24 protein-coding genes and 1 tRNA gene are annotated in these 23,850 nt (G+C 62.7%); 11 read left to right on the top strand and 14 right to left on the bottom strand.

The features are described 5' to 3' along the window. Window positions 1-9 precede the first annotated feature (9 nt). The 4 genes from VSR72_RS13635 (at window position 10) to VSR72_RS13620 (ending at window position 3,961) form a co-directional block, all read left to right on the top strand. Entirely contained in the window at window positions 10-1,023 is a 1,014-nt protein-coding gene (locus VSR72_RS13635; protein WP_342952865.1) for a beta-propeller fold lactonase family protein, read from the top strand. Window positions 1,024-1,040: 17 nt separating this feature from the next. Continuing rightward, a complete protein-coding gene (locus VSR72_RS13630) occupies window positions 1,041-2,099 on the top strand; it encodes a sterol desaturase family protein (protein WP_342952864.1) in 1,059 nt (352 codons plus the stop codon). A gap of 138 nt (window positions 2,100-2,237) precedes the next feature. Further along, complete coding sequence (locus tag VSR72_RS13625; RefSeq protein ID WP_342952863.1) at window positions 2,238-3,071, top strand: EI24 domain-containing protein; 834 nt, start codon at window positions 2,238-2,240, stop codon at window positions 3,069-3,071. Window positions 3,072-3,103: 32 nt separating this feature from the next. Beyond that, window positions 3,104-3,961: a molybdopterin-binding protein gene (locus tag VSR72_RS13620; RefSeq protein WP_342952862.1), complete on the top strand. Its 858-nt coding sequence runs from the start codon at window positions 3,104-3,106 to the stop codon at window positions 3,959-3,961. A 115-nt stretch (window positions 3,962-4,076) separates the two neighbouring features. On the opposite strand, the gene VSR72_RS13615 is transcribed toward VSR72_RS13620, so the two are convergent. Continuing rightward, on the bottom strand, window positions 4,077-4,541 hold the full coding sequence (locus tag VSR72_RS13615; RefSeq protein ID WP_133181498.1) for a rhodanese-like domain-containing protein: 465 nt from the start codon (window positions 4,539-4,541) through the stop codon (window positions 4,077-4,079). 475 nt (window positions 4,542-5,016) lie between these two features. On the opposite strand from VSR72_RS13615, the gene glnA reads away from it, so the two are divergent. From glnA to VSR72_RS13595, 4 genes are all read left to right on the top strand, one after another. Beyond that, window positions 5,017-6,432, top strand: coding sequence for a type I glutamate--ammonia ligase (glnA, locus tag VSR72_RS13610; protein WP_342952861.1), 1,416 nt, complete (start codon window positions 5,017-5,019; stop codon window positions 6,430-6,432). 192 nt (window positions 6,433-6,624) lie between these two features. Then, window positions 6,625-7,767 (top strand): nitrogen regulation protein NR(II), encoded by a 1,143-nt coding sequence (glnL, locus tag VSR72_RS13605; RefSeq protein WP_342952860.1) that lies wholly within the window; start codon window positions 6,625-6,627, stop codon window positions 7,765-7,767. Between the two features lie 78 nt (window positions 7,768-7,845). After that, window positions 7,846-9,423: a nitrogen regulation protein NR(I) gene (gene ntrC / locus VSR72_RS13600; protein WP_342952859.1), complete on the top strand. Its 1,578-nt coding sequence runs from the start codon at window positions 7,846-7,848 to the stop codon at window positions 9,421-9,423. A gap of 116 nt (window positions 9,424-9,539) precedes the next feature. Next, the gene (locus VSR72_RS13595; protein ID WP_342952858.1) at window positions 9,540-11,633 is read left to right on the top strand and encodes a prolyl oligopeptidase family serine peptidase; all 2,094 of its coding nucleotides are present in this window, start codon (window positions 9,540-9,542) and stop codon (window positions 11,631-11,633) included. Window positions 11,634-11,638: 5 nt separating this feature from the next. Here VSR72_RS13595 and xth read toward each other — a convergent pair whose 3' ends face one another. Both xth and VSR72_RS13585 read right to left on the bottom strand, forming a co-directional pair. Continuing rightward, a complete protein-coding gene (gene xth, locus VSR72_RS13590) occupies window positions 11,639-12,424 on the bottom strand; it encodes an exodeoxyribonuclease III (protein ID WP_342952857.1) in 786 nt (261 codons plus the stop codon). Window positions 12,425-12,507: 83 nt separating this feature from the next. After that, the gene (locus tag VSR72_RS13585) at window positions 12,508-13,236 is read right to left on the bottom strand and encodes an SDR family oxidoreductase (protein WP_342952856.1); all 729 of its coding nucleotides are present in this window, start codon (window positions 13,234-13,236) and stop codon (window positions 12,508-12,510) included. 100 nt (window positions 13,237-13,336) lie between these two features. Between VSR72_RS13585 and VSR72_RS13580 the strand changes: the two genes are divergently transcribed. Next, on the top strand, window positions 13,337-13,957 hold the full coding sequence (locus VSR72_RS13580) for a 2-hydroxychromene-2-carboxylate isomerase (RefSeq protein WP_342952855.1): 621 nt from the start codon (window positions 13,337-13,339) through the stop codon (window positions 13,955-13,957). 64 nt (window positions 13,958-14,021) lie between these two features. Here VSR72_RS13580 and VSR72_RS13575 read toward each other — a convergent pair whose 3' ends face one another. Next, on the bottom strand, window positions 14,022-15,011 hold the full coding sequence (locus VSR72_RS13575; protein WP_342952854.1) for a nitronate monooxygenase family protein: 990 nt from the start codon (window positions 15,009-15,011) through the stop codon (window positions 14,022-14,024). Window positions 15,012-15,211: 200 nt separating this feature from the next. Here VSR72_RS13575 and VSR72_RS13570 point away from each other — a divergent pair, with 200 nt between their 5' ends. Both VSR72_RS13570 and VSR72_RS13565 read left to right on the top strand, forming a co-directional pair. Next, window positions 15,212-15,754 carry a PadR family transcriptional regulator gene (locus VSR72_RS13570; RefSeq protein ID WP_342952853.1) on the top strand — a complete coding sequence of 181 codons (543 nt, stop codon included), beginning with the start codon at window positions 15,212-15,214 and terminating at the stop codon, window positions 15,752-15,754. A gap of 138 nt (window positions 15,755-15,892) precedes the next feature. Further along, window positions 15,893-15,969 (top strand) — tRNA-Met (locus VSR72_RS13565). 226 nt (window positions 15,970-16,195) lie between these two features. Here the strand turns inward: VSR72_RS13565 and VSR72_RS13560 are convergent. The 10 genes from VSR72_RS13560 to VSR72_RS13515 all read right to left on the bottom strand — a co-directional run bounded on the left by VSR72_RS13560 (window position 16,196) and on the right by VSR72_RS13515 (window position 23,481). Then, window positions 16,196-16,717 carry a P27 family phage terminase small subunit gene (locus VSR72_RS13560; protein WP_342952852.1) on the bottom strand — a complete coding sequence of 174 codons (522 nt, stop codon included), beginning with the start codon at window positions 16,715-16,717 and terminating at the stop codon, window positions 16,196-16,198. 176 nt (window positions 16,718-16,893) lie between these two features. Next, the gene (locus tag VSR72_RS13555) at window positions 16,894-18,036 is read right to left on the bottom strand and encodes a phage major capsid protein (RefSeq protein ID WP_342952851.1); all 1,143 of its coding nucleotides are present in this window, start codon (window positions 18,034-18,036) and stop codon (window positions 16,894-16,896) included. Between the two features lie 117 nt (window positions 18,037-18,153). Next, on the bottom strand, window positions 18,154-18,465 hold the full coding sequence (locus VSR72_RS13550; protein WP_342952850.1) for a hypothetical protein: 312 nt from the start codon (window positions 18,463-18,465) through the stop codon (window positions 18,154-18,156). A gap of 69 nt (window positions 18,466-18,534) precedes the next feature. Beyond that, complete coding sequence (locus VSR72_RS13545; RefSeq protein WP_342952849.1) at window positions 18,535-18,912, bottom strand: hypothetical protein; 378 nt, start codon at window positions 18,910-18,912, stop codon at window positions 18,535-18,537. A 12-nt stretch (window positions 18,913-18,924) separates the two neighbouring features. Continuing rightward, window positions 18,925-19,518: a hypothetical protein gene (locus tag VSR72_RS13540; protein ID WP_342952848.1), complete on the bottom strand. Its 594-nt coding sequence runs from the start codon at window positions 19,516-19,518 to the stop codon at window positions 18,925-18,927. 228 nt (window positions 19,519-19,746) lie between these two features. After that, window positions 19,747-20,868, bottom strand: a complete 1,122-nt coding sequence (locus VSR72_RS13535) for an AAA family ATPase (RefSeq protein WP_342952847.1) — start codon at window positions 20,866-20,868, stop codon at window positions 19,747-19,749. Next, window positions 20,865-21,182, bottom strand: a complete 318-nt coding sequence (locus VSR72_RS13530; RefSeq protein ID WP_342952846.1) for a hypothetical protein — start codon at window positions 21,180-21,182, stop codon at window positions 20,865-20,867. The genes VSR72_RS13535 and VSR72_RS13530 overlap by 4 nt, the downstream gene beginning before the upstream one ends. Further along, window positions 21,139-21,393, bottom strand: a complete 255-nt coding sequence (locus tag VSR72_RS13525) for a hypothetical protein (protein WP_342952845.1) — start codon at window positions 21,391-21,393, stop codon at window positions 21,139-21,141. Before VSR72_RS13525 ends, VSR72_RS13530 begins: the two co-directional genes overlap by 44 nt. 124 nt (window positions 21,394-21,517) lie before the next feature. Continuing rightward, window positions 21,518-22,042: a hypothetical protein gene (locus VSR72_RS13520; RefSeq protein ID WP_342952844.1), complete on the bottom strand. Its 525-nt coding sequence runs from the start codon at window positions 22,040-22,042 to the stop codon at window positions 21,518-21,520. A gap of 131 nt (window positions 22,043-22,173) precedes the next feature. Continuing rightward, window positions 22,174-23,481 (bottom strand): site-specific integrase, encoded by a 1,308-nt coding sequence (locus VSR72_RS13515; RefSeq protein WP_342952843.1) that lies wholly within the window; start codon window positions 23,479-23,481, stop codon window positions 22,174-22,176. Window positions 23,482-23,850 lie beyond the last annotated feature (369 nt).

Genomic DNA, 23,850 nt, shown 5'->3' with positions numbered 1-23,850 from the left:
CGATTCTTCATGCCGAACAACAACACCTTTAGCCGCGTCGCCAGCAAAGCCGCTGCCGTCGCGCTCGCCTGCGCCGCGCTCGTCTCAACGGCCGCTCACGCGAACAACATCATCGTCCTCAATTCGGGCGAAGCCACACTGAGCCTCATCGACGACAAGACGCACGAAGTCGTCGGCACCGTGCCCACGGGCAAGGAACCGCATCACCTCTTTCCCACGCCGGACAACACCTCGCTGATCGTCGCGAACTCGGTGTCGAACAACCTCCTGTTCGTCGATCCGAAAACCGGCAAGCCGCAGCGCTGGGTCGAGAACGTCGAAGACCCGTATCAACTCGGCTTCTCGCCCGACCGCAAGTGGTTCGTGACCACGGGCTTGCGCCTCGACCGCCTCGACATCTACAACTACGCGGGCGGCAGCAACATCACGCTCGCCAAGCGGCTGCCGCTCTCGGCCATGCCGAGCCACCTGGCGTTCACCAACGACAGCCGCACCGTGTTCGTTTCGCTGCAGGTTTCGGGCGAAATCGCCGCCGTCGATCTGCCCACGCAAAAGGTGCTCTGGAAGATGAAGGTCGGCCCCGCACCGGCCGGCCTGTGGCTCACGCCCGGCGACAAGTACTTGCTCGTCGGCATGACTGGCGCCGACTACGTCGCGGTGCTGGACTGGCGCAACCAGAAGATCGTCAAGACGATCCAGGTCGGCAAGGCCGCGCACAACTTCCGCTCGCTCGTCGACGGCCGCCACGTGCTGGTGTCGAGCCGTGTGGCGAACGTCATCAGCGTCATCGACGAGGAAACGCTCGAAAAGACCGGTGAGATCAGCGGTCTGATGCCCGGTCCCGACGACATGGAACTGACCGCCGACAAGCGCTACCTGTGGGTGACGTTCCGCTTCGCGAAGCACATCGGCCTCATCGACATGCAGACGAAGAAGCTCGTCAAGACCATCGCCGTGGGCCGCTCGCCGCACGGTATCTACTTCTACGATCGCGCGCCTGTCACGGCGCCGAACGGGGCGTAAAGGGGCAGGGGGCGCGCGTGGACATCGTGGCGTCGGTGCTGGCCTTTATCGCGCATGCGGGGCAGGGCGTAGTTTCGAGTGCGGACGACCTCTTGTCGTGGCTCCAGACGCTCCTCTACGTCAACGCGATCCAGCCGATGCTCTTCCACGTCGGCATGATGGACGTGGACGAGGACACCTACGACGCGCTCTACTGGGTGATCGTCGGTGTGCTCGAGGTGGGCCTGATGTACGCGCTGCTGCGCCCGCTCGAAGCGCTCGTGCCCGCGGAGAAATGGCGCGACCGCAAGGGCGTGGGCGTCGACGCGCTCTATACCTGGGTCACGCGCCTCGGCATTCTGAACCTGCTGTTCTTCTTCACGATGCAGCCGTTCTTCGACCGTGCGCAGGGCGCGCTGCGGCTCATGGGCGTGAAGACGGTGGACCTCGACAACCTCTGGCCGGGCGTGACCACGCAGCCGCTCGTCGCGTTCGCGATCTACCTCGTGGTGCTCGACTTCTGCAGCTACTGGTATCACCGGCTATCGCATCGCTACGGCATCTGGTGGGAGCTGCACGCCGTGCATCACAGCCAGCGCAAGATGTCGCTCTGGTGCGATGACCGCAACCATCTGCTCGACGTGATCGGGCAGTCGTGCATGTTCGCCGCCGTCGCACTCGTGATCGGCGTGCCGCCCGCGCAATTCGTGGTACTCGTTGCGCTCACGAACTTCGTGCAAAGCGTGCAGCACGCCAACATCCGCGTGCATTTCGGCTGGCTGGGCGAGCGGCTCGTGGTGAGCCCGCGCTTTCACCGCCGCCATCACGCCATCGGCTATGGCCACGAAGGCACGCACTACGGCTGCAACTTCGGCGTGCTGTTCCCCTGGTGGGACATGATGTTCGGCAGCGCGTCGTTCAATCGCGAGATCGAGCCCACGGGCATTCGCGACCAGCTCGAAGGCGCACGCTATGGCGACGGCTTCTGGGCGCAGCAGGGTTATGCGTTCAGGCGCATCGCGCGGCGCCTGCGTTCGCGCTCCCAGGCCGCGACTGCCGCGCAGGCCGAGGCGCGCGACGACGCCACCGTGACCTGAGCGCCGGCGCGGCGTCTTCCCCCTTCCTCTCACCCGTCTTACCCGCCGTGCGCGCGGTGGTTTATGCTGTCGGCTTGGTCGCCCCGATTTCGCCGACACCGTGTTCTCCACCCGTCCTTTTCGCCGTATTCCGCTCGCATGAATGACCTGTTGCGCTCGTTCGGACGCGCGCTCGCGAGCGTGTTCCATCCCGCCATGCTGCTCCTCACGTTCGTGCCATTTCTCGTGGCTGCGGCGGTGTGGGGCGGCGTGCTCTATGTGTTCTGGCAGCCGCTGCTCGACATCGTGCGAGGGGTGCTCGCGAACTCGTCGTCCACCGCCTACGTGTATCACCTGTTCGACGCGCTCGGCTTCGGCTGGCTGCGAGCGACGATCGCGCCGTTCCTCGTCATCATCCTGACGATTCCCCTCATCGTCATCTCCGTGCTGCTGCTGATCGTCGCGATCTCGATGCCGCGCGTGATCAGTCATCTTTCGAAGCGCCAGTACCCGATGCTCGAGCTGCGGCGCGGCGGAAGCTGGTATGGCAGCCTGTTCTATTCGCTCGTCACGACCATCGTCTGCCTGATCGTGATGATCGTGACGCTGCCGCTTTGGCTCATTCCGCCGTTCTTCGCGCTCATTCCGCCGCTGTTGTGGGGCTGGCTCACGTATCGTGTCATGACCTACGACGCGCTCGCGCTGCACGCAACCGTCGAGGAGCGCCGCGCGCTGGTACGCAGCCACCGGCTGCCGCTGCTCGTGATCGGCGTGGTCAGTGGGCTGCTCGGGTCGCTGCCCACGGCGATCTGGGCCGTGTCGGCGTGGCTGATACTGTTTTTCCCGGTGCTGGCGGCGGTCACCATCTGGATCTATGCGTTCATTCTCGTGTTCACGGCGCTCTGGTTCGGGCACTACTGCCTGCGCGCGCTTCAGCGCATGCGCGCGCACGAAGTGCAGCAGTCGTCCGGCGACGTGACGATCGTGCACTGACGCTCCATCAAGACATTTCAACGAGGCGACACATGGCATTTGGCGTCATCATCATCGGCGACGAGATCCTTTCGGGGCGCCGCTCCGACAAACATCTGCCGAAGGTCATCGAACTGCTCGGCGCGCGCGGCCTCTCGCTCGAGTGGGCCCAGTACGTGGGCGACGACCCCGAGCGCATCACCGAAACGCTGCGGCGCTCGTTTGCTTCGGGCGACATCGTGTTCTCGACGGGCGGCATCGGCGCGACGCCGGACGACCACACGCGCCAGTGCGCGGCCGCGGCGCTGGGCGTGCCGCTCGCGCTGCATCCGGACGCCGAGACGGCGATCAGCGAGCGCATTCGCGACATGCACACGGGCGCCGATCCCGTGAACTATCAGTCGCCCGAGAATCTGCACCGTTTCCAGATGGGCACGTTCCCGCAGGGCTGCGAGATCATCCCGAACGGCTACAACAAGATTCCGGGCTTTTCGATTCGCGATCATCACTTCGTGCCCGGTTTCCCCGTGATGGCCTGGCCGATGATCGAGTGGGTGCTCGACACGAAGTACGCACACCTGCATCATCAGACGCCGCACGCCGAAAAGTCGCTGCTTGTGTTCGAGCTGCCGGAATCGACGCTCACGCCGCTGATGGAGCGCATCGAGCGCGATTTTCCGGGCGTGCGGGTGTTCAGCCTGCCGAGCGTGGGCGATACGGAGCGCGGCGGCATTTACGCGCGCCGGCACATCGATCTGGGCGTGAAGGGTGAGCCCGAAGCCGTGGCGGCCGCTTTCGTGAAGCTGCGCGAAGGCGTGCACGAGCTGGGCGGCGATGTGGTCGAGCCGGCGGCGCCGGGTGAGGGCGCGCCCGATCGCGAGCGCCGCAGCGGGCCGCGCGCGGGTTTTTGAGTCAGTGAGTGAAGGTGCGCCGCATGCGGTTGGAGGGCAGGCGGCGCATCATCTGTATGTCACACGGGGCGCTCAGAGTGGCCCGTTGGGTTGAAGCGGGGCCTTGATTGGGGCTTCAGGCGCCGATCCACGGCAGGCCGCGGAAGCACCAGCCGGTGACGGTCTTGCGGTGTCCCTGGCCGTCCTTGTCGCCTTCGAAGCCTTCGAGCAGGTCATAGGCTTTCGTGAAGCCCGCTTTTGCGGCTTCGATGGCGGCGAGCTTGGAGCGCGCGGCGCTGCGGCACAGGAACAGCACTGGCGCGTCGGCTTCCACGGCGCTTTTGAGCTGGGTAAGGAACTCGGCGTTGGGCACGCCGCCCGGATAGCGGGTCCATTCGACGTGCGAATACTGGCCGTCGCCCACGACGGGACGGCCGACCCAGTCGAGTTCGGCGCGCGTGCGCACGTCGACGAGACGCGCGCGCGGATCGAGCTGCAGAAGCTCGAATGCCTCTGCGGGCGATACCGCGCCCGCGTAGGGCAGCTGGTTCTCGACGCGGCGCTTCTCGGCCTGGGCGTACAACTGTTCGAGCGTACTCATGACAACGGATCTCCTGTTTCGCGTTGGACCAAAAAATCATTCTAGCGCGTGGGGACGGAGCGGGTACGACGGTCCGGACAACGTGAAGCCGAGAGAGTGCGGTGCTGTAGCCGGAACGAAGCGGCACAAAAGGGTGGGATGCATCGTAGTGGTGCATGCGAGGCGTTTTGCACCATAATGAAGAGAGATTCGCGCGCCAAATTCGGGATTGCACGAATTTGGTGCCGATGAGCCGCCATGCTGGTGGCTCCACAAAAGCGCGGCGCACGATTTTTGACTCCAAGTGTGTGTCGCGAAAGGGATTTGCGCCACGTTGGCGCATGCATGGCACGGAAGCTGCTTTATATGTCTCGATCGATTCGCAGCCGGCCACCGAGGTCAGCAGGACAGACCTGGGAAGGAGGCGGCCGGCGGGGATCAACAAGATTGGGACGGCGGCAGCGTTCGCCGAAATCGTTAATCAGGAGAATAGGTTATGAGTAAATCCGTGGCCGACGTCATGCAACTCGTCAAGGACGAAGACGTCAAGTTTGTCGACTTCCGCTTCACGGACACGCGCGGCAAGGAGCAGCACGTTTCGGTTCCGCTGTCGGCATTCGACGAAGACAAGTTCGAGTCGGGTCATGCGTTTGACGGTTCGTCGATCGCCGGCTGGAAGGGCATCGAAGCCTCGGACATGCTGCTCGTGCCGGACGCGAATACGGCCTTCATCGACCCGTTCTACGAAGAGTCGACGCTCGTGCTGACCTGCGACGTGGTCGAACCGGCCGACGGCAAGGGCTACGAGCGCGACCCGCGCTCGCTCGCCAAGCGCGCTGAAGCCTACCTGAAGAGCACGGGCCTCGGCGACACCGCCTTCTTCGGTCCGGAGCCGGAATTCTTCATTTTCGATTCGATCCAGTGGAACACGGATCAGTCGGGCTGCTTCGTGAAGATCGGTTCGGATGAAGCACCGTGGTCGTCGGGCCGTGAAATCGAAGGCGGCAACACGGGTCACCGTCCGGGTACGAAGGGCGGCTACTTCCCGGTCGCGCCGGTCGACACGTTCCAGGACATCCGCTCGGAAATGTGTCTGCTGCTCGAGCAGATCGGCATTCCGGTCGAAGTGCACCACCACGAAGTGGCGGGCCAGGGCCAGAACGAAATCGGCACGAAGTTCTCGACGCTGGTTCAGCGCGCGGACTGGACGCAGCAACTGAAGTACATCGTCCACAACGTGGCGCACACGTACGGCAAGACGGCGACGTTCATGCCGAAGCCGGTCGTGGGCGACAACGGTTCGGGCATGCACGTTCACCAGTCGATCTGGAAGGACGGCCAGAACCTGTTCGCGGGTAACGGCTACGCAGGTCTCTCGGAATTCGCGCTGTTCTACATCGGCGGCATCATCAAGCACGCTCGCGCGCTGAACGCCATCACGAACCCGGGCACGAACTCGTACAAGCGTCTCGTTCCGCACTTCGAAGCACCGGTCAAGCTCGCTTACTCGGCACGCAACCGTTCGGCATCGATCCGTATTCCGCACGTGTCGAACCCGAAGGGCCGCCGTATCGAAACGCGCTTCCCGGATCCGCTCGCCAACCCGTACCTGTGCTTCTCGGCACTGATGATGGCAGGTCTGGACGGCGTGCAGAACAAGATCCACCCGGGCGAAGCCGCTGACAAGAACCTGTACGACCTGCCGCCGGAAGAGGATGCAAAGATCCCGACCGTTTGCGCCGGCCTCGACCAGGCTCTGGACGCGCTCGACAAGGATCGCGAGTTCCTGACGCGCGGTGGTGTGTTCACCGACGGCATGATCGACGCGTACCTCGCGCTGAAGGAAAGCGAACTGCAACGCGTGCGTATGACCACGCACCCGGTCGAGTTCGAACTGTACTACTCGCTGTAATTGGCGATGGCGCTTCGCTGGACTCCATTCAGCGAAGCGCCGGTTCAGTTCCCCCGACTCGCACGACGCTTGCGAAAAGGTCTCCAAGGGACGGCGGTGCCGTCCCTTTTTCGTTGGGCCGCTAGTCGCTTGTTGACCTGCCGTATTGACCAGGACCGTTGCTGGCGCGCCGCATGGCGGCCGGCCTGAAACATGGTGCTCAAGAATCTGATCAAGGCAAGAAAGGGCCACGCCGAACCGCTCTCCGACGACGCGCCGCTCGTCGAGTCGGGCCTGTTGCCTGGCTTCGAGGCGCTGCCCACTGTCGTGCTCGTGCTCGACAAGCGCACACTGCGTGTCGCCTTCGCGAATCCGTCGGCGGAGGCGATGCTCGATCTGTCGCGCCGTCAACTCGCGCAGATGGCGTGGTCCGATCTCTTCTCGAATGCGGACGAGCTGCTTTCGACGATCGCATCGATCGCCGAGCATCGCTTTCACGCGACTCGACTCGACGCTTCGCTGGAGCGCCCCGGGCGCGAGCCGCTGAACGTGCATGTCGTCGTGGGTTTTCTCGAGAGCGCACCCGAGTACGTGTTGCTCGAACTCTTCGAGAACGAGCGGCATCTGCGCAGCGATCGCGAGGAGCGTATTCACGACCTCACGGCCGTGAACAAGCATTTGATCCGCAATCTCGCGCACGAGATCAAGAACCCGCTCGGCGGTATTCGCGGCGCGGCGCAATTGCTCGAATTCGAACTCGGCGCGCTGGAGCGCGACGAGCTGCGCGAATACACGCAGGTGATCATCAAGGAGTCGGACCGCCTGCAGACGCTCGTCGACCGGCTGCTGGAGCCGCACCGGCATCCGCACATCGTCGGCGACGTGAATATTCACGAGGTGTGCGAGCGCGTGCGCGCCGTGATCCTCGCGGAATTCCCGCGCGGCCTCAACATCGAGCGCGATTACGATGTGAGCGTGCCCGACCTGCGCGGCGACAAGGAGCAGTTGATCCAGGCACTGCTGAACATCGTGCGCAACGCGGCGCAGGCGCTGCGCGAGCGCATTTCGCAGGGCGACGCGCGCATCGAATTGCGCACGCGTATTGCGCGCAAGGTCACGATTTCCAAACGCCTGTGCAAGCTGGCACTGGACTTGCATATCACTGACAACGGACCCGGCATTCCCGAGGATATTCGCGATCGCATTTTCTATCCGCTCGTCTCCGGACGCGAGGATGGCAGCGGTCTCGGCCTCACGCTCGCGCAGACGTTCGTGCAGCAGCACGACGGACTCATCGAAGTGGACAGCCGGCCGGGCCACACCGAGTTTCAGATTTTGCTGCCGCTTGATAACTAGGCGGATAACCAGGCAGACAACTGAAGCTGTTTATAGATTCACTGATACCGCACGCCACCAGGACTTCTGACCGATCTTATGAAGCCGATCTGGATAGTAGACGACGACCAATCGATACGCTGGGTGCTAGAAAAGGCCCTTGCCCGCGAGAATTTCGCCACCCGCAGTTTCTCGAACGTGCGCGAAGCCGCGAACGCGCTCGAGCACGACAGCCCGCAGGTGCTCGTCTCCGACATCCGCATGCCGGGCGGCTCGGGGCTCGAACTGCTGCAAACCGTGCGCGAGCGCGTGCCCGGGTTGCCCGTCATCATCATGACGGCGTTCTCGGACCTCGACAGCGCGGTTGCCGCGTTTCAGGGCGGCGCGTTCGAGTATCTCGCCAAGCCCTTCGACGTCGACAAGGCCGTCGAGCTGATTCGCCGCGCCGTGGACGAAAGCATGCGTGGCGAGCAGCAGTGGGACGAGCGCCCCGCCGAAGCGCCCGAAATGCTCGGCCAGGCGCCGGCCATGCAGGACATGTTCCGCGCCATCGGGCGGCTTTCACATTCGGCGGCGACCGTGCTCATCACGGGCGAGTCTGGCACCGGAAAGGAGCTTGTCGCGCGCGCCTTGCACCGACATAGCCCACGCGCGAACGGTCCGTTCATTGCGCTGAACACCGCGGCGATTCCGAAGGATCTTCTGGAATCCGAACTGTTTGGTCATGAGCGTGGTGCGTTCACGGGCGCGCAGGCCATGCGCCAGGGGCGCTTCGAACAGGCCGAGAACGGCACGCTGTTTCTCGACGAAATCGGCGACATGCCGTTCGATCTGCAAACGCGTCTCTTGCGTGTGCTTTCGGACGGGCAGTTCTATCGCGTAGGTGGACACAACCCGCTGCGTGCGAATGTGCGCGTGATCGCCGCGACGCACCAGAACCTCGAAACGCGCGTGCGCCAGGGGCTGTTTCGCGAGGACTTGTATCACCGGCTCAACGTGATTCGACTGCGCCTGCCGGCGCTGCGCGAGCGCAGCGAGGACATTCCGCTGCTCACGCGCCACTTCCTCCAGAAGAGCGCGCGCGAGTTGGGCGTCGAGCCCAAGCGCGTGTCGGACGAGGCGCTGGCCTGGATGTCCGCGCTGCCGTTTCCGGGCAACGTGCGTCAGCTCGAGAATCTCGCGAACTGGCTCACCGTGATGGCGCCCGCGCAGACCATCGAGATCAAGGATCTGCCGCCTGACCTCGTCCCTGCGCACGGCCCGGCGGGTGCGGCGGTGCATCTCGTCGATGCTTCGGCCGCTGCCGAAGCGGGCGCTGTGACCAATGGCGCAGGCGGCGTCTCGCCTGTTGCGGGTGCTGTAGCAGGCTTGCCCGGCGCGGTTGGCGGTGTGTCGGGCGGTGTGGTGTTCGCGACGCCGGTGTTCGGCGCGCCCAACGGCGCCGCTGCCGCGGTGTCGGCAATGAGCGTGTGGGAGAGCGGTCTGCGCACCGAAGTCGCGCGTCTCCTGCGCGAGAACAGCGCCGACGTGATGGATGAACTCTCGCGGCGCTTCGAAGCTGCCGTGATCCGCGAGGCGCTCGACTTCACGCGCGGGCGCAAGGTCGAGGCGGCCGAGCGTCTCGGCATTGGCCGCAACACCATCACGCGCAAGATCCAGGAACTCAATCTGGAATGAGCGTTTGAGAGCGAAGTGCATCGGGCCGGCGTCGTGCAAAGCGAACCGGCCCGATGCGCAGTGCGCCGCGCGCACACAGGGCATAATCGACGCTGTTTTCCTGTCGACGACCGATCATGCCCGTGACTTCCCCCTGGCCCACCGAGGCCGACCCGTTCCTTTCGCTCGAATCGCTCGACGACCCCGCCGTCATGGCCTGGGTCGAGTCGCAGAACGCGCGCACGCGCGCCGCGTGGCAGGGCGGCGCTCGCTTCGAGGCGCTCGAAAAACGCCTCGCGCAGGCTTACTTGCCGCGCGAGCGGCCCGTGATCCCGAGCCGCTGGCAGGAGTGGGCCTATGACCTCTGGGAGGACGAGGACAACCCCAAGGGGTTGTGGCGCCGCGCGCTGTGGGGCGACTGGCGCGCCCACAAGCCGCAGTGGCAAACGCTCATCGACTTCGACGCACTCGGCGCGAAAGAGGGCATGCCGTGGGTGTGCGCGGGCATCGACATCGTCTACCCGGACGGCGACCGCGCGCTGATCCAGCTTTCCGATGGCGGCTCCGACGCGGTCATCGTGCGCGAGTTCGACATCGTCAAGCGCGAATTCGTCGTCGATGGTTTTGCCATTGCGAAGGAAGGCAAGCACATCATTTCGTGGATCGACCGCGATACCGTGTATTTGGGGTGGGACGCGGGCGGCAAGAGCGGCAAGAAAATGCTCACGCGCTCGGGCTATCCGCGCGAGGTGCGCCGCTGGACGCGCGGCACCGCACTCGCCGACGCGCCCGTGGTGTTCAGCGGCGAGTTCGACGACATCAGCGTCGAGGGCGACTACGATCCGGTCGAGAAGCGCCACGATGTGGTGCGCAGCGTCGACTTCTTCGATTCATATACGTATCGTCTGGATGAGCGCGGTGCCTGGCAGGTGTACGACGTGCCGACGCATGTCTCGGTGGGCGCATGGCATGGCTGGCTGCTGCTCGAACCGCGCCTCGACTGGAGCGTTTCGGGCGCGACGTACAAGGGCGGTGCATTGCTCGTGATTCGCGAGGACGCGTTCCTCGCGGGCGATCGCGCGTTCACGGCGCTCTTCACGCCCACGCCCGTTACGTCGGCGTGCGATTGGACCAATACGAAAAACGTCTTGATCGTGTCCTGGCTCGACGACGTCGAAAGCCGCACGATGCTCTGGCAGCCGCAGCAGGAAGAGGGCGCGTGGCACTGGGACTCGCGCGTGTTTCCCGCGCGTGCGAGTTCGCAGGTGGATGTCTCGCCCATCGAAGACACGCTCAACGACGAAGTGTTCGTGGACGTCGACGATTATCTGCTGCCGCCCGAATACTGGCTCGCCGATCTCGCGCAAACCGATCTTCAGCAATGGGAGCTGCTCGACCGCTGGCCCACGCAGTTCGAATCCGGACCGCTCACGGTCATCCGCTCGCATGCGCGCTCGGCGGACGGTACGAGCGTGCCGTTCACCGTGATCGGCCCGAAGGCCGTACTCGAAGGCGGGTCGCGCAAGGCGTCGCCGTGCCTGCTCACGGGCTACGGCGGCTTCGCCATCGCGCTCACGCCGCAATATCTCGTGGGCTCGGGCATCGGCTGGCTGGAGCAGGGCGGCGTGGTGGCGATCGCGCACATTCGCGGCGGCGGCGAGTACGGCACCGCCTGGCACGTCGAGGCGCAGCGCGAACATCGCCAGCGTTCGTTCGACGACTTCATCGCGGTCGCCGAACAACTGATTGCCGATGGCTATACGAGCGCCAGTCAACTGGGCATCAAGGGCGGCAGCAACGGCGGGCTGCTCGTGGGGGCATGCATGGTGCAGCGTCCCGAGCTGTTCGGCGCAGTGGTGTGCGAGGTGCCCCTGCTCGACATGCAGCGTTACCCGCTGTTGCATGCGGGCGCCTCATGGATCGACGAATACGGCGATCCTGAGGATGCCGAAGAATCTCCTGCGCTTGCCGCCTACTCGCCTTACCATCATGTGAAGCCCGGCGTAGCGTATCCAGCGTCGCTTTTCACCACGTCGACGAGCGACGACCGCGTGCACCCCTCGCACGCGCGCAAGATGGTCGCGCGCATGGAGAAGCAGGGGCACGCGAATGTCTGGTATCTGGAGAACACCGAAGGCGGTCATGGCCCCGGCAGCGATTCGCTCGAGCGCGCGGAGTATGACGCGCTCGTTTTTCGCTTTCTGTGGACCACGCTCGCGGGGAACTGGTAAGGCGTTCAGCCCGGTATATCGAGCGTGGCGATCACCGGCGTGTGATCGGAAGGCTGTTCCCACTTGCGCGGCACCTTGTCCACTTCGCACGCGGTGAGGTGCCCGGCCAGCGCGGGAGAGAGCAGGATATGGTCGATGCGCAAGCCCGCGTTGCGGCGGAACGCGAACATGCGATAGTCCCACCAGGTGAAGAGTTTTTCCGGCTGCTCGAATTGGCGGAACGCATCGACGAAACCCAGTTCGATCAGCCGCCGGAACTGCTCGCGCTCTTCCGGCGAGACGAGGTTCTGGCCTTCCCAGGCCTTCGGATCGTGCACGTCGCGGTCTTCGGGCGCGATGTTGTAGTCGCCGAGCAGCGCGAGCTTCGGGTAGCGCTGCATCTCCTGCGCGAGCCAGTCGTGCATCGCGTCGAGCCATTGCAGCTTGTACGCGAACTTCTCGGTGCCGGGCGCCTGGCCATTGGGGAAATACGCGCTCACTACGCGCACATCGCCGATGGTCGTGGCGATCACGCGCTGCTGCGGATCTTCGAAGCCCGGAATGTTGCGCACGACCGTCGCTTCGTCGACGAAGAGCCCTTCGCGCACGAGGATGCCCACGCCGTTATAGGTCTTCTGGCCCGCGAACCAGCTGCGATAGCCGTGCGCTTCGAGGTCGGCGCGCGGGAACTTGTCGTCGGTGAGCTTGAGTTCCTGGAGGCAGAGCACGTCGGTCTTGCTCTCGTTGAGCCAGTCAATGACGTGCTGCAGACGGACCTTCAGGGAGTTGACGTTCCAGGTGGCGATTTTCATGTGAGGCTCGATAGGGTGACGGTGTGCTTTCAGTGCACTTCGGCGCCATTATCGCCTGCTTCGCGAAACGCGCGGCAATGGCCTCACCATTGCTCCAGCCACGGCCGCAAGTCGAGTTCGTGCGTCCAGGCATCGCGCGGCTGCTGGTGCAGTGTCCAGTAGGCGTCGGCGATGTGCTCGGGGTTCAGAATGCCGTCGCGTTCCTTGAGCTTGTAGCGCTCCGGAAAATTCTCGCGGATGAACTCAGTGTCGATCGCGCCATCGACGATGATCTGCGCGACGTGAATGCCTTGCGGCCCGAGTTCGCGCGCCATCGACTGAGCAAGCGCGCGCAGCGCGTGCTTCGCGCCCGCGAATGCGGCGAAACCTTCGCGCCCGCGCAGGCTCGCGGTCGCGCCCGTGAAGAAGATCGAGCCGCGCTCGCGCGGCAGCATCACTTTTGCGGCTTCGCGTCCCATCAGAAAGCCGGCGAAGCAGGCCATTTCCCAGACCTTGTGATAGACGCGCGCCGTGGTTTCGGTAATGCCGAATCGCACGTTCGCGCCGATATTGAAGATCGCCACCTCGATGGGTGCGATGCGCGCTTCGATGTCCGCGAAGAGCGCGATCATGTCCTCTTCCTTGCGCGCGTCCGAGCCGAACGCGTGCGCCTCGCCGCCCTCGGCTTCGATCTGCGCGACGAGCGGCGCGAGCTTGTCGGCATTGCGGCGCGTCACGCATGCAATGTAGCCTTCGCGTGCGAAGCGGCGCGCGATGGCGCCCCCGGTGGCGTCGCCTGCGCCGATTACCAGTACGGCTTTCTTTTGTGTCATGGTGCTTGTCTCACGGTCGTTAATGGCAGCCCGGTTTCAGGTATCTTAGGATGTCGCCGCGCCGGGGCAAAGGCGCGCGAATTTACATAGCGGAGACACAATGGGTGACATCAAGGTGCAGTTTCTGTTCGACTTTGGCAGTCCTAACGCCTACCTGTGCCATAAGGTGATCGGCGGCATCGAGGCGCGCCAGCAGGTGCGTTTCGAGTATGTGCCGATCCTGCTTGGCGGTCTTTTCAAGCTGAGCGGCAATCGCTCGCCGGGCGAGGCGTACGCGGGCATCGAGAACAAGCGCAAGTTCATGATGCTGGAGATGCGCCGCTTCATCGAGCGGCACGGGCTCACGGCTTATCGGCACAATCCGAACTTCCCGGTGAATACGTTGCAGATCATGCGCGGCGCGATTGCGGCGCAACGCAACGGCACATTCGAGCGCTACGTGGACCGCATGTTCGCGCACATGTGGGAAGAGGGACTCAAGATGGACGACGCCGCTGTGATCCGCGCGGCGCTGGAGGCGGACGGCCTCGACGCCGCGGCGTTCGAAACGGCGATTCAGGACGCCGATGTGAAAGCCGCGTTGCTTGCGAACACGCAGTCGGCGTTCGAGCGCGGCGCATTTGGTTCGCCGACGTTCTTCGTGGGCGACGAGATGTACTTCGGCAAGGATCAGTTGCGCGATGTCGAAGAGGAAATCGCGCGCGTGAAATCGCACGCATAAGGCGCGCCGATTCATAACGAGGCGAGGCGGGCGCAGCATGATCGCTCCCGCCTCGCGCCGCGCATCAAAGCGCGGCCTGTTCCTCGGCTTGCTGTGCGGCAACCACGCCCAGACGCGCTCGCGCCGCTTCATATTCGCGCTTCAAACGCGCGATGAGTTCGGCGGCCGGCACGACGCTCTTCACCGCGCCGATGCCCTGGCCCGAGCCCCAGATATCCTTCCACGGCTTCACGCGCGTCGAGCCGAAATTCATCGCCGACGGATCCGATTGCGGCAGCGCTTCCGGATCGAGGCCGCTCGCGACGATGCTCTGGCGCAGATAGTTGCCGTGCACGCCCGTGAAGAGATTCGAGTAGACGATATCGCCCGCGCTGCCTTCGACAATCATCTGCTTGTACGCGTCGATGGCATTCGCTTCGTGCGTGGCGATGAACGCCGAGCCGATATAGGCGAGGTCCGCGCCCGCCGCCTGCGCCGCGAGAATCGCGTTGCCGTTGCCGATCGCGCCCGAAAGCAGCAGCGGACCGTCGAACCATTCGCGAATCTCGTGGATGAGCGCGAACGGCGAGAGCGTGCCCGCATGGCCGCCCGCACCGGCGGCAACGGCGATCAGGCCGTCCGCACCTTTCTCGATCGCCTTCTTCGCGAACGTATTGTTGATGACGTCGTGCAGGACGATGCCGCCCCATGCGTGGATCGCATGGTTGACCTCTTCGCGCGCGCCGAGCGAGGTGATGACGATCGGCACCTTGTATTGCGCACACACGCCCAGATCGTGCTCGAGGCGGTCGTTCGACTTGTGCACGATCTGGTTCACGGCGAACGGCGCCGCCGGAGCGTCCGGGTGCTTCGCGTTGTACTCGGCGAGTTCGGTGGTAATGCGGTCCAGCCATTCACCCAGCAAATGCTCGGGCCGTGCATTGAGCGCGGGGAACGAGCCGACGACGCCCGCCTTGCACTGGGCGATCACGAGATCGGGATTCGAAATGATGAAGAGGGGCGAGCCGACGACCGGAATCGACAGGCCGCGGCGCAGCACGGCGGGCAGGGACATCCATATCTCCTTGACTGGCGCGGCGGCCGGGTGAGGCTGCCGTCGCGTGATTTGTTGCCAGGTTCGTAGCGCCGACTCTGGAATCGGCTGGCAGGCTTAAACATAGCAAAGGCGTCGACACTATGCAACCAGTTGCATAGTGGAAAAATTCGATCCGTAACAGAGCCGGCATCGGATAAGCCGTGGTTTAGAATCGCCGCATGTCGACGCCGCACGCCATCCTCATCGCCTTGCTGGAAAAGCCTTCGTCGGGCTACGACCTCGCGCGCCGCTTCGATCGCGCGATCGGCTACTTCTGGCACGCCACGCATCAGCAGATCTATCGCGAACTGGGCCGCATGGTCGAGGCGGGGTGGGTGTCGGTCATCGAGGACGAAACGGCCGCTGCCTCGCGCAAGAAGGTGTATTGCGTGTTGCCGGTAGGGCGCGACGAGGTCGCGCGCTGGGCGCGCGAGACGCCGCTCGACCTCGACTCACGCAACGTGTTCCTGCTCAAGCTGCGCGCCGATGCCGTGATCGGGCCGCTCGGACTCGCTGAGGAGCTCGCGAGGCTCATCGAGGAAAATCGCGCGCGGCTCGCGACGTATCGGGAGATCGAACAGCGCGATTTTGGCGCGGCTTCACTCACGCGCGGACAGCAGTTGCAGTACGCGATCCTCAAGGCGGGCATTCATACGCAGGAGATGTGGCTCGCCTGGGCGCAAGAGGTGCGGCCGCTGGTGGAACCCGCGCAGGCGCAGTGAAATTTACCAGGTTGTCCGAAGTAAGTTTGGGTTGCAGGTTGCTCGCTCGACGATGCCCGAACGCGTGGTGTTTCAATCGTATGAAAAAGATGTTTGACGGAATGGTCCTGGTGCCTTATACTTCTTTTCTCTGACGGACGCGGGGTGGAGCAGTCTGGCAGCTCGTCGGGCTCATAACCCGAAGGTCGTAGGTTCAAATCCTACCCCCGCAACCAAAGCCCAGTAAGGCTTTGCACGATTTCAGGCCTTTTAGGGAACGTTTTTCTTTCCCGGTTTTGGACACTATTTGGACAAAACCCGCCAGAATCCCGCCAAACCCGTCGCGCAAACAAAAGCCCGCTTCTGCGGGCTTTTTGCTTTTCCGGGCCTGTGGCGGCTTCGGCACGCGGCCCTGCCCCAACACACGCACGAACGCACGCGAGCGGCATGGCGGGCCGGATCTCAGGCGGCAGGGGCTGGATAGCGGTTCAGCCATGCATCGACCTCCCGGCCATCGACAAAGTAGAGCCCGGTGAAGCGCTTGAAGAGCGGCGCGTCGTAGGCAATGGCTCCCCCTGCATCGCGCGGCAATCGGGCCACATCGATGCCCGCCTCAAACATCACATCGAGCGCGCTCTTCTCCCGCCGCTGTTCTTTCAGGCGACGGCCAACGCCTAATCCGAGCTTGGTGGAGAGCCCTGTGGCGCTAGCGGTGGCACGGCGCATCGCCCGGCATGCCGGATTCTCCCGAAGCCCGTCACGGCCCGCCACGAGCGCGCCACGCTTTTCGATGTCGCGTGCGCACTCATCCACCAATGCATATGCACGCACGAGCGCGGCCAGCATCGGTCGGTGCGCGTCGGAGAAGCGGTCCGGCGCATAACTGCCGACCGTGGCACTCCAGAGCTTGCGCGCAGCGTCTGAGAGGCCGGGAGGCGGCGCGAGACGGCCATCCTGATCACGGGTTTCATGGTGCGTGGGCATGGCGTCGGCTCCCTGACAAAAACGGCGATTCTGGACTTTGCGAAGGGCAGAAGTGGGCTGAAGGTGTCTCGCGAAAAAACTTTTAGACTTTTGATCCGCCCCTGCCATCCGCCTTCACCGAAAAAAAGCCGCGCTCGATCGCGAGCGAAGAGCGCGGCGGATTTACTTCGGACTCTTTATGCTTTCGATGCAGGCTTCGGTGTTGCCGCCTTCGATGCTGCGGTGCCGCTTGTAGTGTAGCCACCCTTGAGTACGAGCGATGAGTGCTCGGTCACTGGCCCCACGCGCGCTTCGGCTCGGAACGAGAGCAGGTTTCGAACAAAGTCATCATCGGCCCAACCGAGACGCACCTGAATATCGGAGCGCATCGCGCACCATGCACCGAGCGGACTCGCGCACGCGTAGAACGTACCAGGGAGCACGGCAGGCGATGCGGCGAGTGTGGCACCCCACAATGATCGTTGCGGTGACAACGGATCGATCAGGTAGTGTCCATCATCGCCTTTCAGCGTGGCGAGACTCACCGCATCTGTTGGTGCGAGGCCAACGACAATCCGAGCACCGCCCGATGCCATCAATTGCCCGATCGCTTGCAGGAGTGCATCAAGCATGTTCGTGGCATCGGCGCTCGGCGCGAATGGTGTGGCGGTCTGATCGAGTCCGAGCGCATGCCCCGTGCTTCCATCGCCGTGCAATACTTCAGCGTCGATTGCCACATCAACGGCATTGGACAATTCCGAATTGAGGAATTGATTCAACTGCTCCACGTCGGCAAGCAATTGCTCCGAGCATTTTTTTACGATTGCGACGGTTGGAATCGGGCAGGTGCGCACGGTCGGTGTGTTGCCCGCCTCAACTTTCGGTTGCGCCTCAACCTGCACCGCTGCGCCCGTTGTCAGGTCATATTGAACGACCTGGATCGCATTCGTGCCAGTGACTGGCGTGCTTTGCAACGCGCGCCACAGGGTCGGCAGTTGCAAGGCCGCCGCGATGCGAAGTTGTGGCGGCACTGGCGTGCCGTCTGGGTCCGCGAGCGTGCTCACCATCGGCGCGATTGCCTTGGTGAGATTACCCGTCTCAAGGGTGACCTGGGCGCTTTGCCCGTTCGCGCGAAACGACTCAATCAGAGTGCTTTTCGTGATGAGTTCGCCCAGCATGCCCTTGCTTGCCGAGCCGCCGCCGCGATGCCAACCGCCTTCGCTCATGCCCGCCATGCGTTGTTGCACGTCGATAAGCTCGGCGCGAAAGCCTTCAATATCGTTGTGAATCTTGCCGAACGTCTCATCGAGCGCGGCCTTGACTTGAGCCATTGTGTCCATAACGGACTCCTGGAGTGTGCATATGCAGGCTCGTTTCGGTCGTTCGCTCGGTCGGGCATCACGCTCGCAGCGCCCGCGCAAGCCTTGAGCGCGGGACTCTCACACCGACTCATCGCATCACGCGCGAGCGCGGCACGGTTGGTTATCACCGTTGTCTGTTGAATCGTCTGCATGCCTTAACTGATAGATTCGCTCCCTGCCGTCGCGCGCACTCACCGAGCCGAGCACCGCGGCCTCTCCTGTGCGCCAGTCGCATAGTGCAACCAGCAAGCCGCTCTGTTGGTCGCTGACCAGGACGAGATGTTGGCCGCATTCAATTGCGCGCGCAACGACCGATGCCGTTGCATCGTCGAGCGCTTCACACACGAATTGCATCGCCTCACGATTCACGCGCAGCACGTTTGAGTAAAACCGCATGCCTTCGTCCATTGCGTCGCTCCGCCAGGTTTGCGCACACCGCGCGACTGGATGAATGATCGCGCCGCATGCAATGCAACGTCAATGCATCGCGCCGGACTGCGTTGCTTCGTCCTGCAGATGACCCAGGCAATCACCACACCATCGAAGCACTTCCTGACTCCATCGCAATTGCGCATTGCGATCGTGATAGGCCTTCCTCATGGTGACTTCATCGGCACTCCCTGACTTCGGCACGCCTGCGCTCATGAGTGAAAGATATGTCCGGCGTGCCAGTTCAAGGCGCGTAGCTTCGAGGTCGATCACAAGGCACGCTGCGCTGTAAAGATCGAGTGCGACGCGCGCAGGGTCGGCTACATGGATTTGCTCAAGCGGCATGCTCCAATGCTTGCGGAAAAAATCTGAGAGCACATTCAGTGCTTCGAGTTGGCGCGCGTCGAATTTTGAGAGATGGTTCACGGATGCCTCCGGTTATTCGCCATCGATATTGGCAGTTGAAGTGTCGCACTCGCCGGGCAGAATGCGCAGGCCGGGGCGCGTGGTAAGCGCGTCGAGCGCGACCAGCGTTGGAGCGGGAAGCAATGCTTCGATGCTTGGCAGGGTGTCGAGACTGGCGCGCGCGGCGGCGCTTTCGAGCAGGCCCGCCATGAGTAGCATCATCACTTCGGCGGTCCATTTTTCAATCTCGTGTTTGGCTTCTTTCGCGTCGGCGGCGATGAGCGTCTCTGCCAGCTTGCGCAGTTCGGCGCGGCGCTCGCGCGTGGCGTTCTCTCCACGTCCATAAAAATTCGAATAGATCGTCGGGCGGAAACTCGCGCGGATGCCACGCGCCTTGCAGCGGCGCGCGAGTTCTTCGTCGGCGTGCTTAGCGGCGGCCTTCGCTTCGTCCACGATATCGCGCCACGCCTCATCCTCCGCAGAGACGGCACATAGCTCGCGCTCACACTCTGCGCGCAAATGTGCGGCGCGCCGGTCGATCTCACCCTTGGCGACGCGCGCGCGCGTCTTTGCGATCTCGATCAGGGTGTTACGTTCCTTCGCGCTCATGTCTTTTTCGCTTGCCATCATCATCTCCACTAAACGAGCTTAACTGCTTAACAACCAATCAAAATCACCCGCAAAGGCTTACGCAACAAGGCTCTGGCTGTTAAGTTGGGGTACTTAACACGAGCTATACAAATCTTGCACATCCGTAAGTCTTGCTAATCAAGTAAAGCAAGGTAAGACAATGAATATCCATAAGTAGTATTAAGAAAGATAAGTTCTCTCTCTTCTATAGATGGAGAGACGGTCTTAACGGCCCGACGCCTCCCTGTATGCCTGCTCATAGGCCGATTGCCCTTCGATCAACTGGGTTGCGATGTGTGTGATCGTCAACGCTCCATTGCGTTTGTCGATCAGCGCCTTGTCGTGCAGGCTGCGCAGCATCTGCGATACTGCGGCGCGCGACACATTCAGTTCAAAAGCAATGCGCGATGGCGTGATTGCCCCGTTGTTGATCGCAAGCAGGTAGCGCAATTCAGCGTCCGACGCATAGAGCGATGCATCGCCCAGGCAGTGAAAGCACAGGTGATCGTCAAGACGAAGCCGATACGCTGCCTCGCCAAGATCACGGCCCTGCATATAGAGCACACGTCCATCTTCGCCTTCGCGGCGCAAAAGCATCACGGCATCACTGTTACCCGTGATCGCAGAAGAGCCGCCGACACCTGCGAAAACATCGTTATCGACCGATGGATTCTTGACGGTATGGCCGACCGCGAGCAATGAGATGCCTCGCTCGGTGCCAAGCTTCGAGAGCCACTGCAACTCCTCTTGCTCATGCTCGTAGGCATCGACGTGCCGTGGTTGCGGTAGCGCGAATTTGCGCCATACGTCGATCACGATGAGCCGCACATCGGAGCGTGCATCAAGCACATCGAAAAGCGCCTGGCGATTGCCGCGCCGCCAGTCGAAGAAAAACGTCATACCGCTCGGCACTTCCATTCCTGTCTTCTTCACCCGCTCATACACGCGCCAGTTGGCTGATTCAAGGTCGAGATACAACACCCGCCCTTGCCGCACATCACGCCCCCAGAAGGGCACGCCGCTTGCGATAGATAGCGCCATGCCCAGGCATAGCAAGGACTTGCCTTGCTTCGGACGGCCCGCGATGAATGTGAGCCCAGGAGGCAACAAATCGCCAATGATGAAGTCCGGCTTAGGCGGTGGCGCTTTCATCAAATCCTCGATTTCCACGGGCACGGGCGTCCAAATCTCGATTGCCTTCGTGCCGTTCGCTTTCTCAACGCGCGCCTTCGCGGCGCGCTCTTCGGCGTGCGCGATCTGCTCGCGACGGTTGCCGCTGCGTTCGATCAGGTCAGCATATGTCGTTGCATCGACATTACCCGGCACGGCACGCTCGGCGGGTTTCACAATGCACCTCGATCGGCGTGTGCGCGCAGCGCATCGAGCAGCGAAGCGCGCGCATTCGCCTCGATCCATGTGCAATGCTCGGTCCATTCGGCATCGGTCATGCATGCACGGGCACGCTCAAGCTCACGCGCAATGCGATCCTCGAACCAATGCGCCAGAGCTTGCGGCGTGGCAAAGCGGGGAGTAGGCTGTGAGTGCTTTTCGCTCGTGTCCACTCCACCGCCCGCCCTCAAGCGGGCGCTTCTTTTTCCAGAGGCGTACATGGCCGCCTCACATTGGTGTTTCGGTTTGCTTATTGAGCGATCGAGCTTCACGCGCGCGCGCCTGCATCATCGCTTCCCAAGCGAGCGCACTGCGGCGTGAGATCAACACTTTTCGTCCGGCGTGAATCTCTTCGGGGCCGAGCCCAGCGCGGCGAAGTCGAAACAGCGTGACGCGGTTGAGGCGATATCGTTGGCAAAATTCCGCGAGCGTGAACGCGCCGTGCTCATCAGTCGGCGACGTGTCAATGATGGTGGATTCCATTCGATTACTCCAGGTTATACAAGTGTCTGGAGTGCATCGTAGAAGATAGCAACGCTCGATTACAAACAAAAAGCCCGCCAGAAAAGTGGCGGGCTTTTTTGTCGGGTAGGCGGCTCGATCAGTGCTAGGGGAGATTGGCAGGATTGTCGATCGCTTGCCTGAGCCAGTAGCCGACGCGATCCACGTCAGGCAGGCCACACAGCGCCAGCAATGCCCGCAGGGCTTCGGCGGCAAAGCCATTTTCGCCCTGTGAGAACGGCAGTTCGTGCGCAGCGAAGAGACCGAGCACGGCGCGTGCGCCATACAGTTCCGCCCGGATACGTGGTGCCGGTTCAGGCAGGGTATCGGCTGCATCCCGGGCCGCACGCGCGGCACGGTTGAGCAGGTCGATCAAATCCGGCTGCAGGATTTGCGCGGCGATTTGAGCGCGCGCCGCATTGACGCTCTCGGCTTTGCTCCCCCCCAACTCCTGGTAGATGTGAGCGAGCAGCCAGCCGCGCGCCGCTTCGTCAAGCCCTGCGAGGCTGTCCGTCGCGTGCCTGAGCGCGAGTGCAACGGTGCTCATCGCGCGCTGGCGCTCGCGCTGCGGTGGCAAAGCGGACTTCGCGAGATCGGGCAGAAATCGCGCATAGCCTTCAAGCTCGCTCACGAAATTTTCGCCAAGTTCGTCAGCAACGCCTGGGTGCGCCGTGCTTTGCGTCATGTACTGTGCGCGCAGCCGTTCGGCAGTGGCCCTGTCGAAGCACGGCGGCGCAGCGTGCTCCATATCGTCTGGCGCACTCATGCGGCACCTGTCGCCGTGCGTGCGGTGCGCTTCTTCGCTTCGCGGCGCGGCGCGTTGAGCCCCTGATCGATCGCACTGTGCAAGTGAGAAGGTTGAATGTGTGCATAACGTTCAACCATCGCATAGCTCGAATGACCGAGCAGCGTTTTCAGCCGGTAGAGATCGACACCGCGTGAAACGAGTTCGGTCGCGAATGTGTGTCGCGTATCGTGAAATCGGTAGCTCGTGATTTGCGCCGCATCGAGCAGCGCATCCCATGCGTTGCCGATGTCCGTCAGCGGCGCGTCGGTTTCCAGGTTACCAAATACAAAGGTTCGATGTGCGAGCGGCTTCCATGCGGTGAAGCATTCGAACAGTTCGTCGCTGATCGGAATGTCGCGGCGCTTGTCGCTCTTGGCAACTGCACGGCGCACGTGGATCGTGCGGCGCTCGAAATCCACGTCATCCCATTCGAGCGCAAGCAGTTCGCCCTTGCGCATTCCGCTATTAAGTGCGCACACAACGAACGGTTGCAGGTGATCGGTATAGCGCACACCGCGCAGCGATGGCGGCGGTGTCTGCTTGCGCATGCGGCGGTGAGCAATGGTCCGTTGCCGCGCATCGCGGTTCGCTTCCTCGCGTGCTTCCATCGCCGCGTACAGGCGCTCGCGTTCGTCGGTGCTCAAGTAGCGCACCACAATATCGGCCTTGCCGTTGCGCTTCACCTTGCGGGCCGGATTGTCGGCAATGTGCCCGGCGTCGGTGGCCACGCGCAGCAACCCTTGCAACGCGTGAATCTTGTTGGCAATCGTTTTCGGCTTGATGCCCGATTTCGCCGCACGGGCTTTCCAGCTTTCGAGCAGCCAGGGCGTGATTTCGTCAAGCGAGCGGTCGAGCAAGTCAGCGAATGATGAGCGGATCAGGGCGGCGTTCGCCGTGCTGATTTCGTTGGCTTGCAGATAAGTGCAGTAGTCGCCGTCAAGAAAGGTTCGCACGGTCGGGCAACCGTGTGCGCGCCGCACGGATTCCACGCGGCGGCGTTTCTTGTCTTCAACGACAGCGGGCGTATCATTTTTTTGCGGCGTCTGTTCGAGTTCTTTTTTCGCGGCTTCCCGCGCCGCTGACGGTTGCATGGTCGGATACGTCCCGATCTTGCGGCGAATCGATTTGCCTTCGGCGTCGCGGTAGCGGATGCCAAACTGGATTGTGCCGCGCGGCATGATGCGCGCGACAAACCCGACAAGGGCGGTATCGGCGATTTCCTGAATCTTTCCGTTCGGTTCGATGCCGCGCAGCAGGTCGCGGCTGATAAGGGCTTTGGACATGGATGGCCTGTGTTGGACAATCTTTGGACACTGCCCGCCAGCAACAACGGGCAACAACAGGCTTCCAATATATACCTAAGCTATTGATTTTCAAGCACTCAGCAACATCGGGCAACGTGAAGAAACATGGTAAATCGGGCTCATAACCCGAAGGTCGTAGGTTCAAATCCTACCCCCGCAACCAAACGTCTTAAGCTGTGTGGCCTTGTGCCAATCAACGAACCCGCTCCGAGCGGGTTTTTTGTTTTCGGCGTCTGCCCTGGGCATCGCGACCCTCGATGGCAGCAGTCCTTCAATCCCCCAAAAGTTTCGAATCCTGGCAGAGCAGCTCGAGTGGTATGAGGACGAGTATCAGGTACTTATCCAATA

The organism is Paraburkholderia sp. JHI869 (assembly GCF_038900775.1).
GTDB lineage: Bacteria > Pseudomonadota > Gammaproteobacteria > Burkholderiales > Burkholderiaceae > Paraburkholderia.
This window is presented reverse-complemented; position numbering and strand designations above follow the sequence as displayed.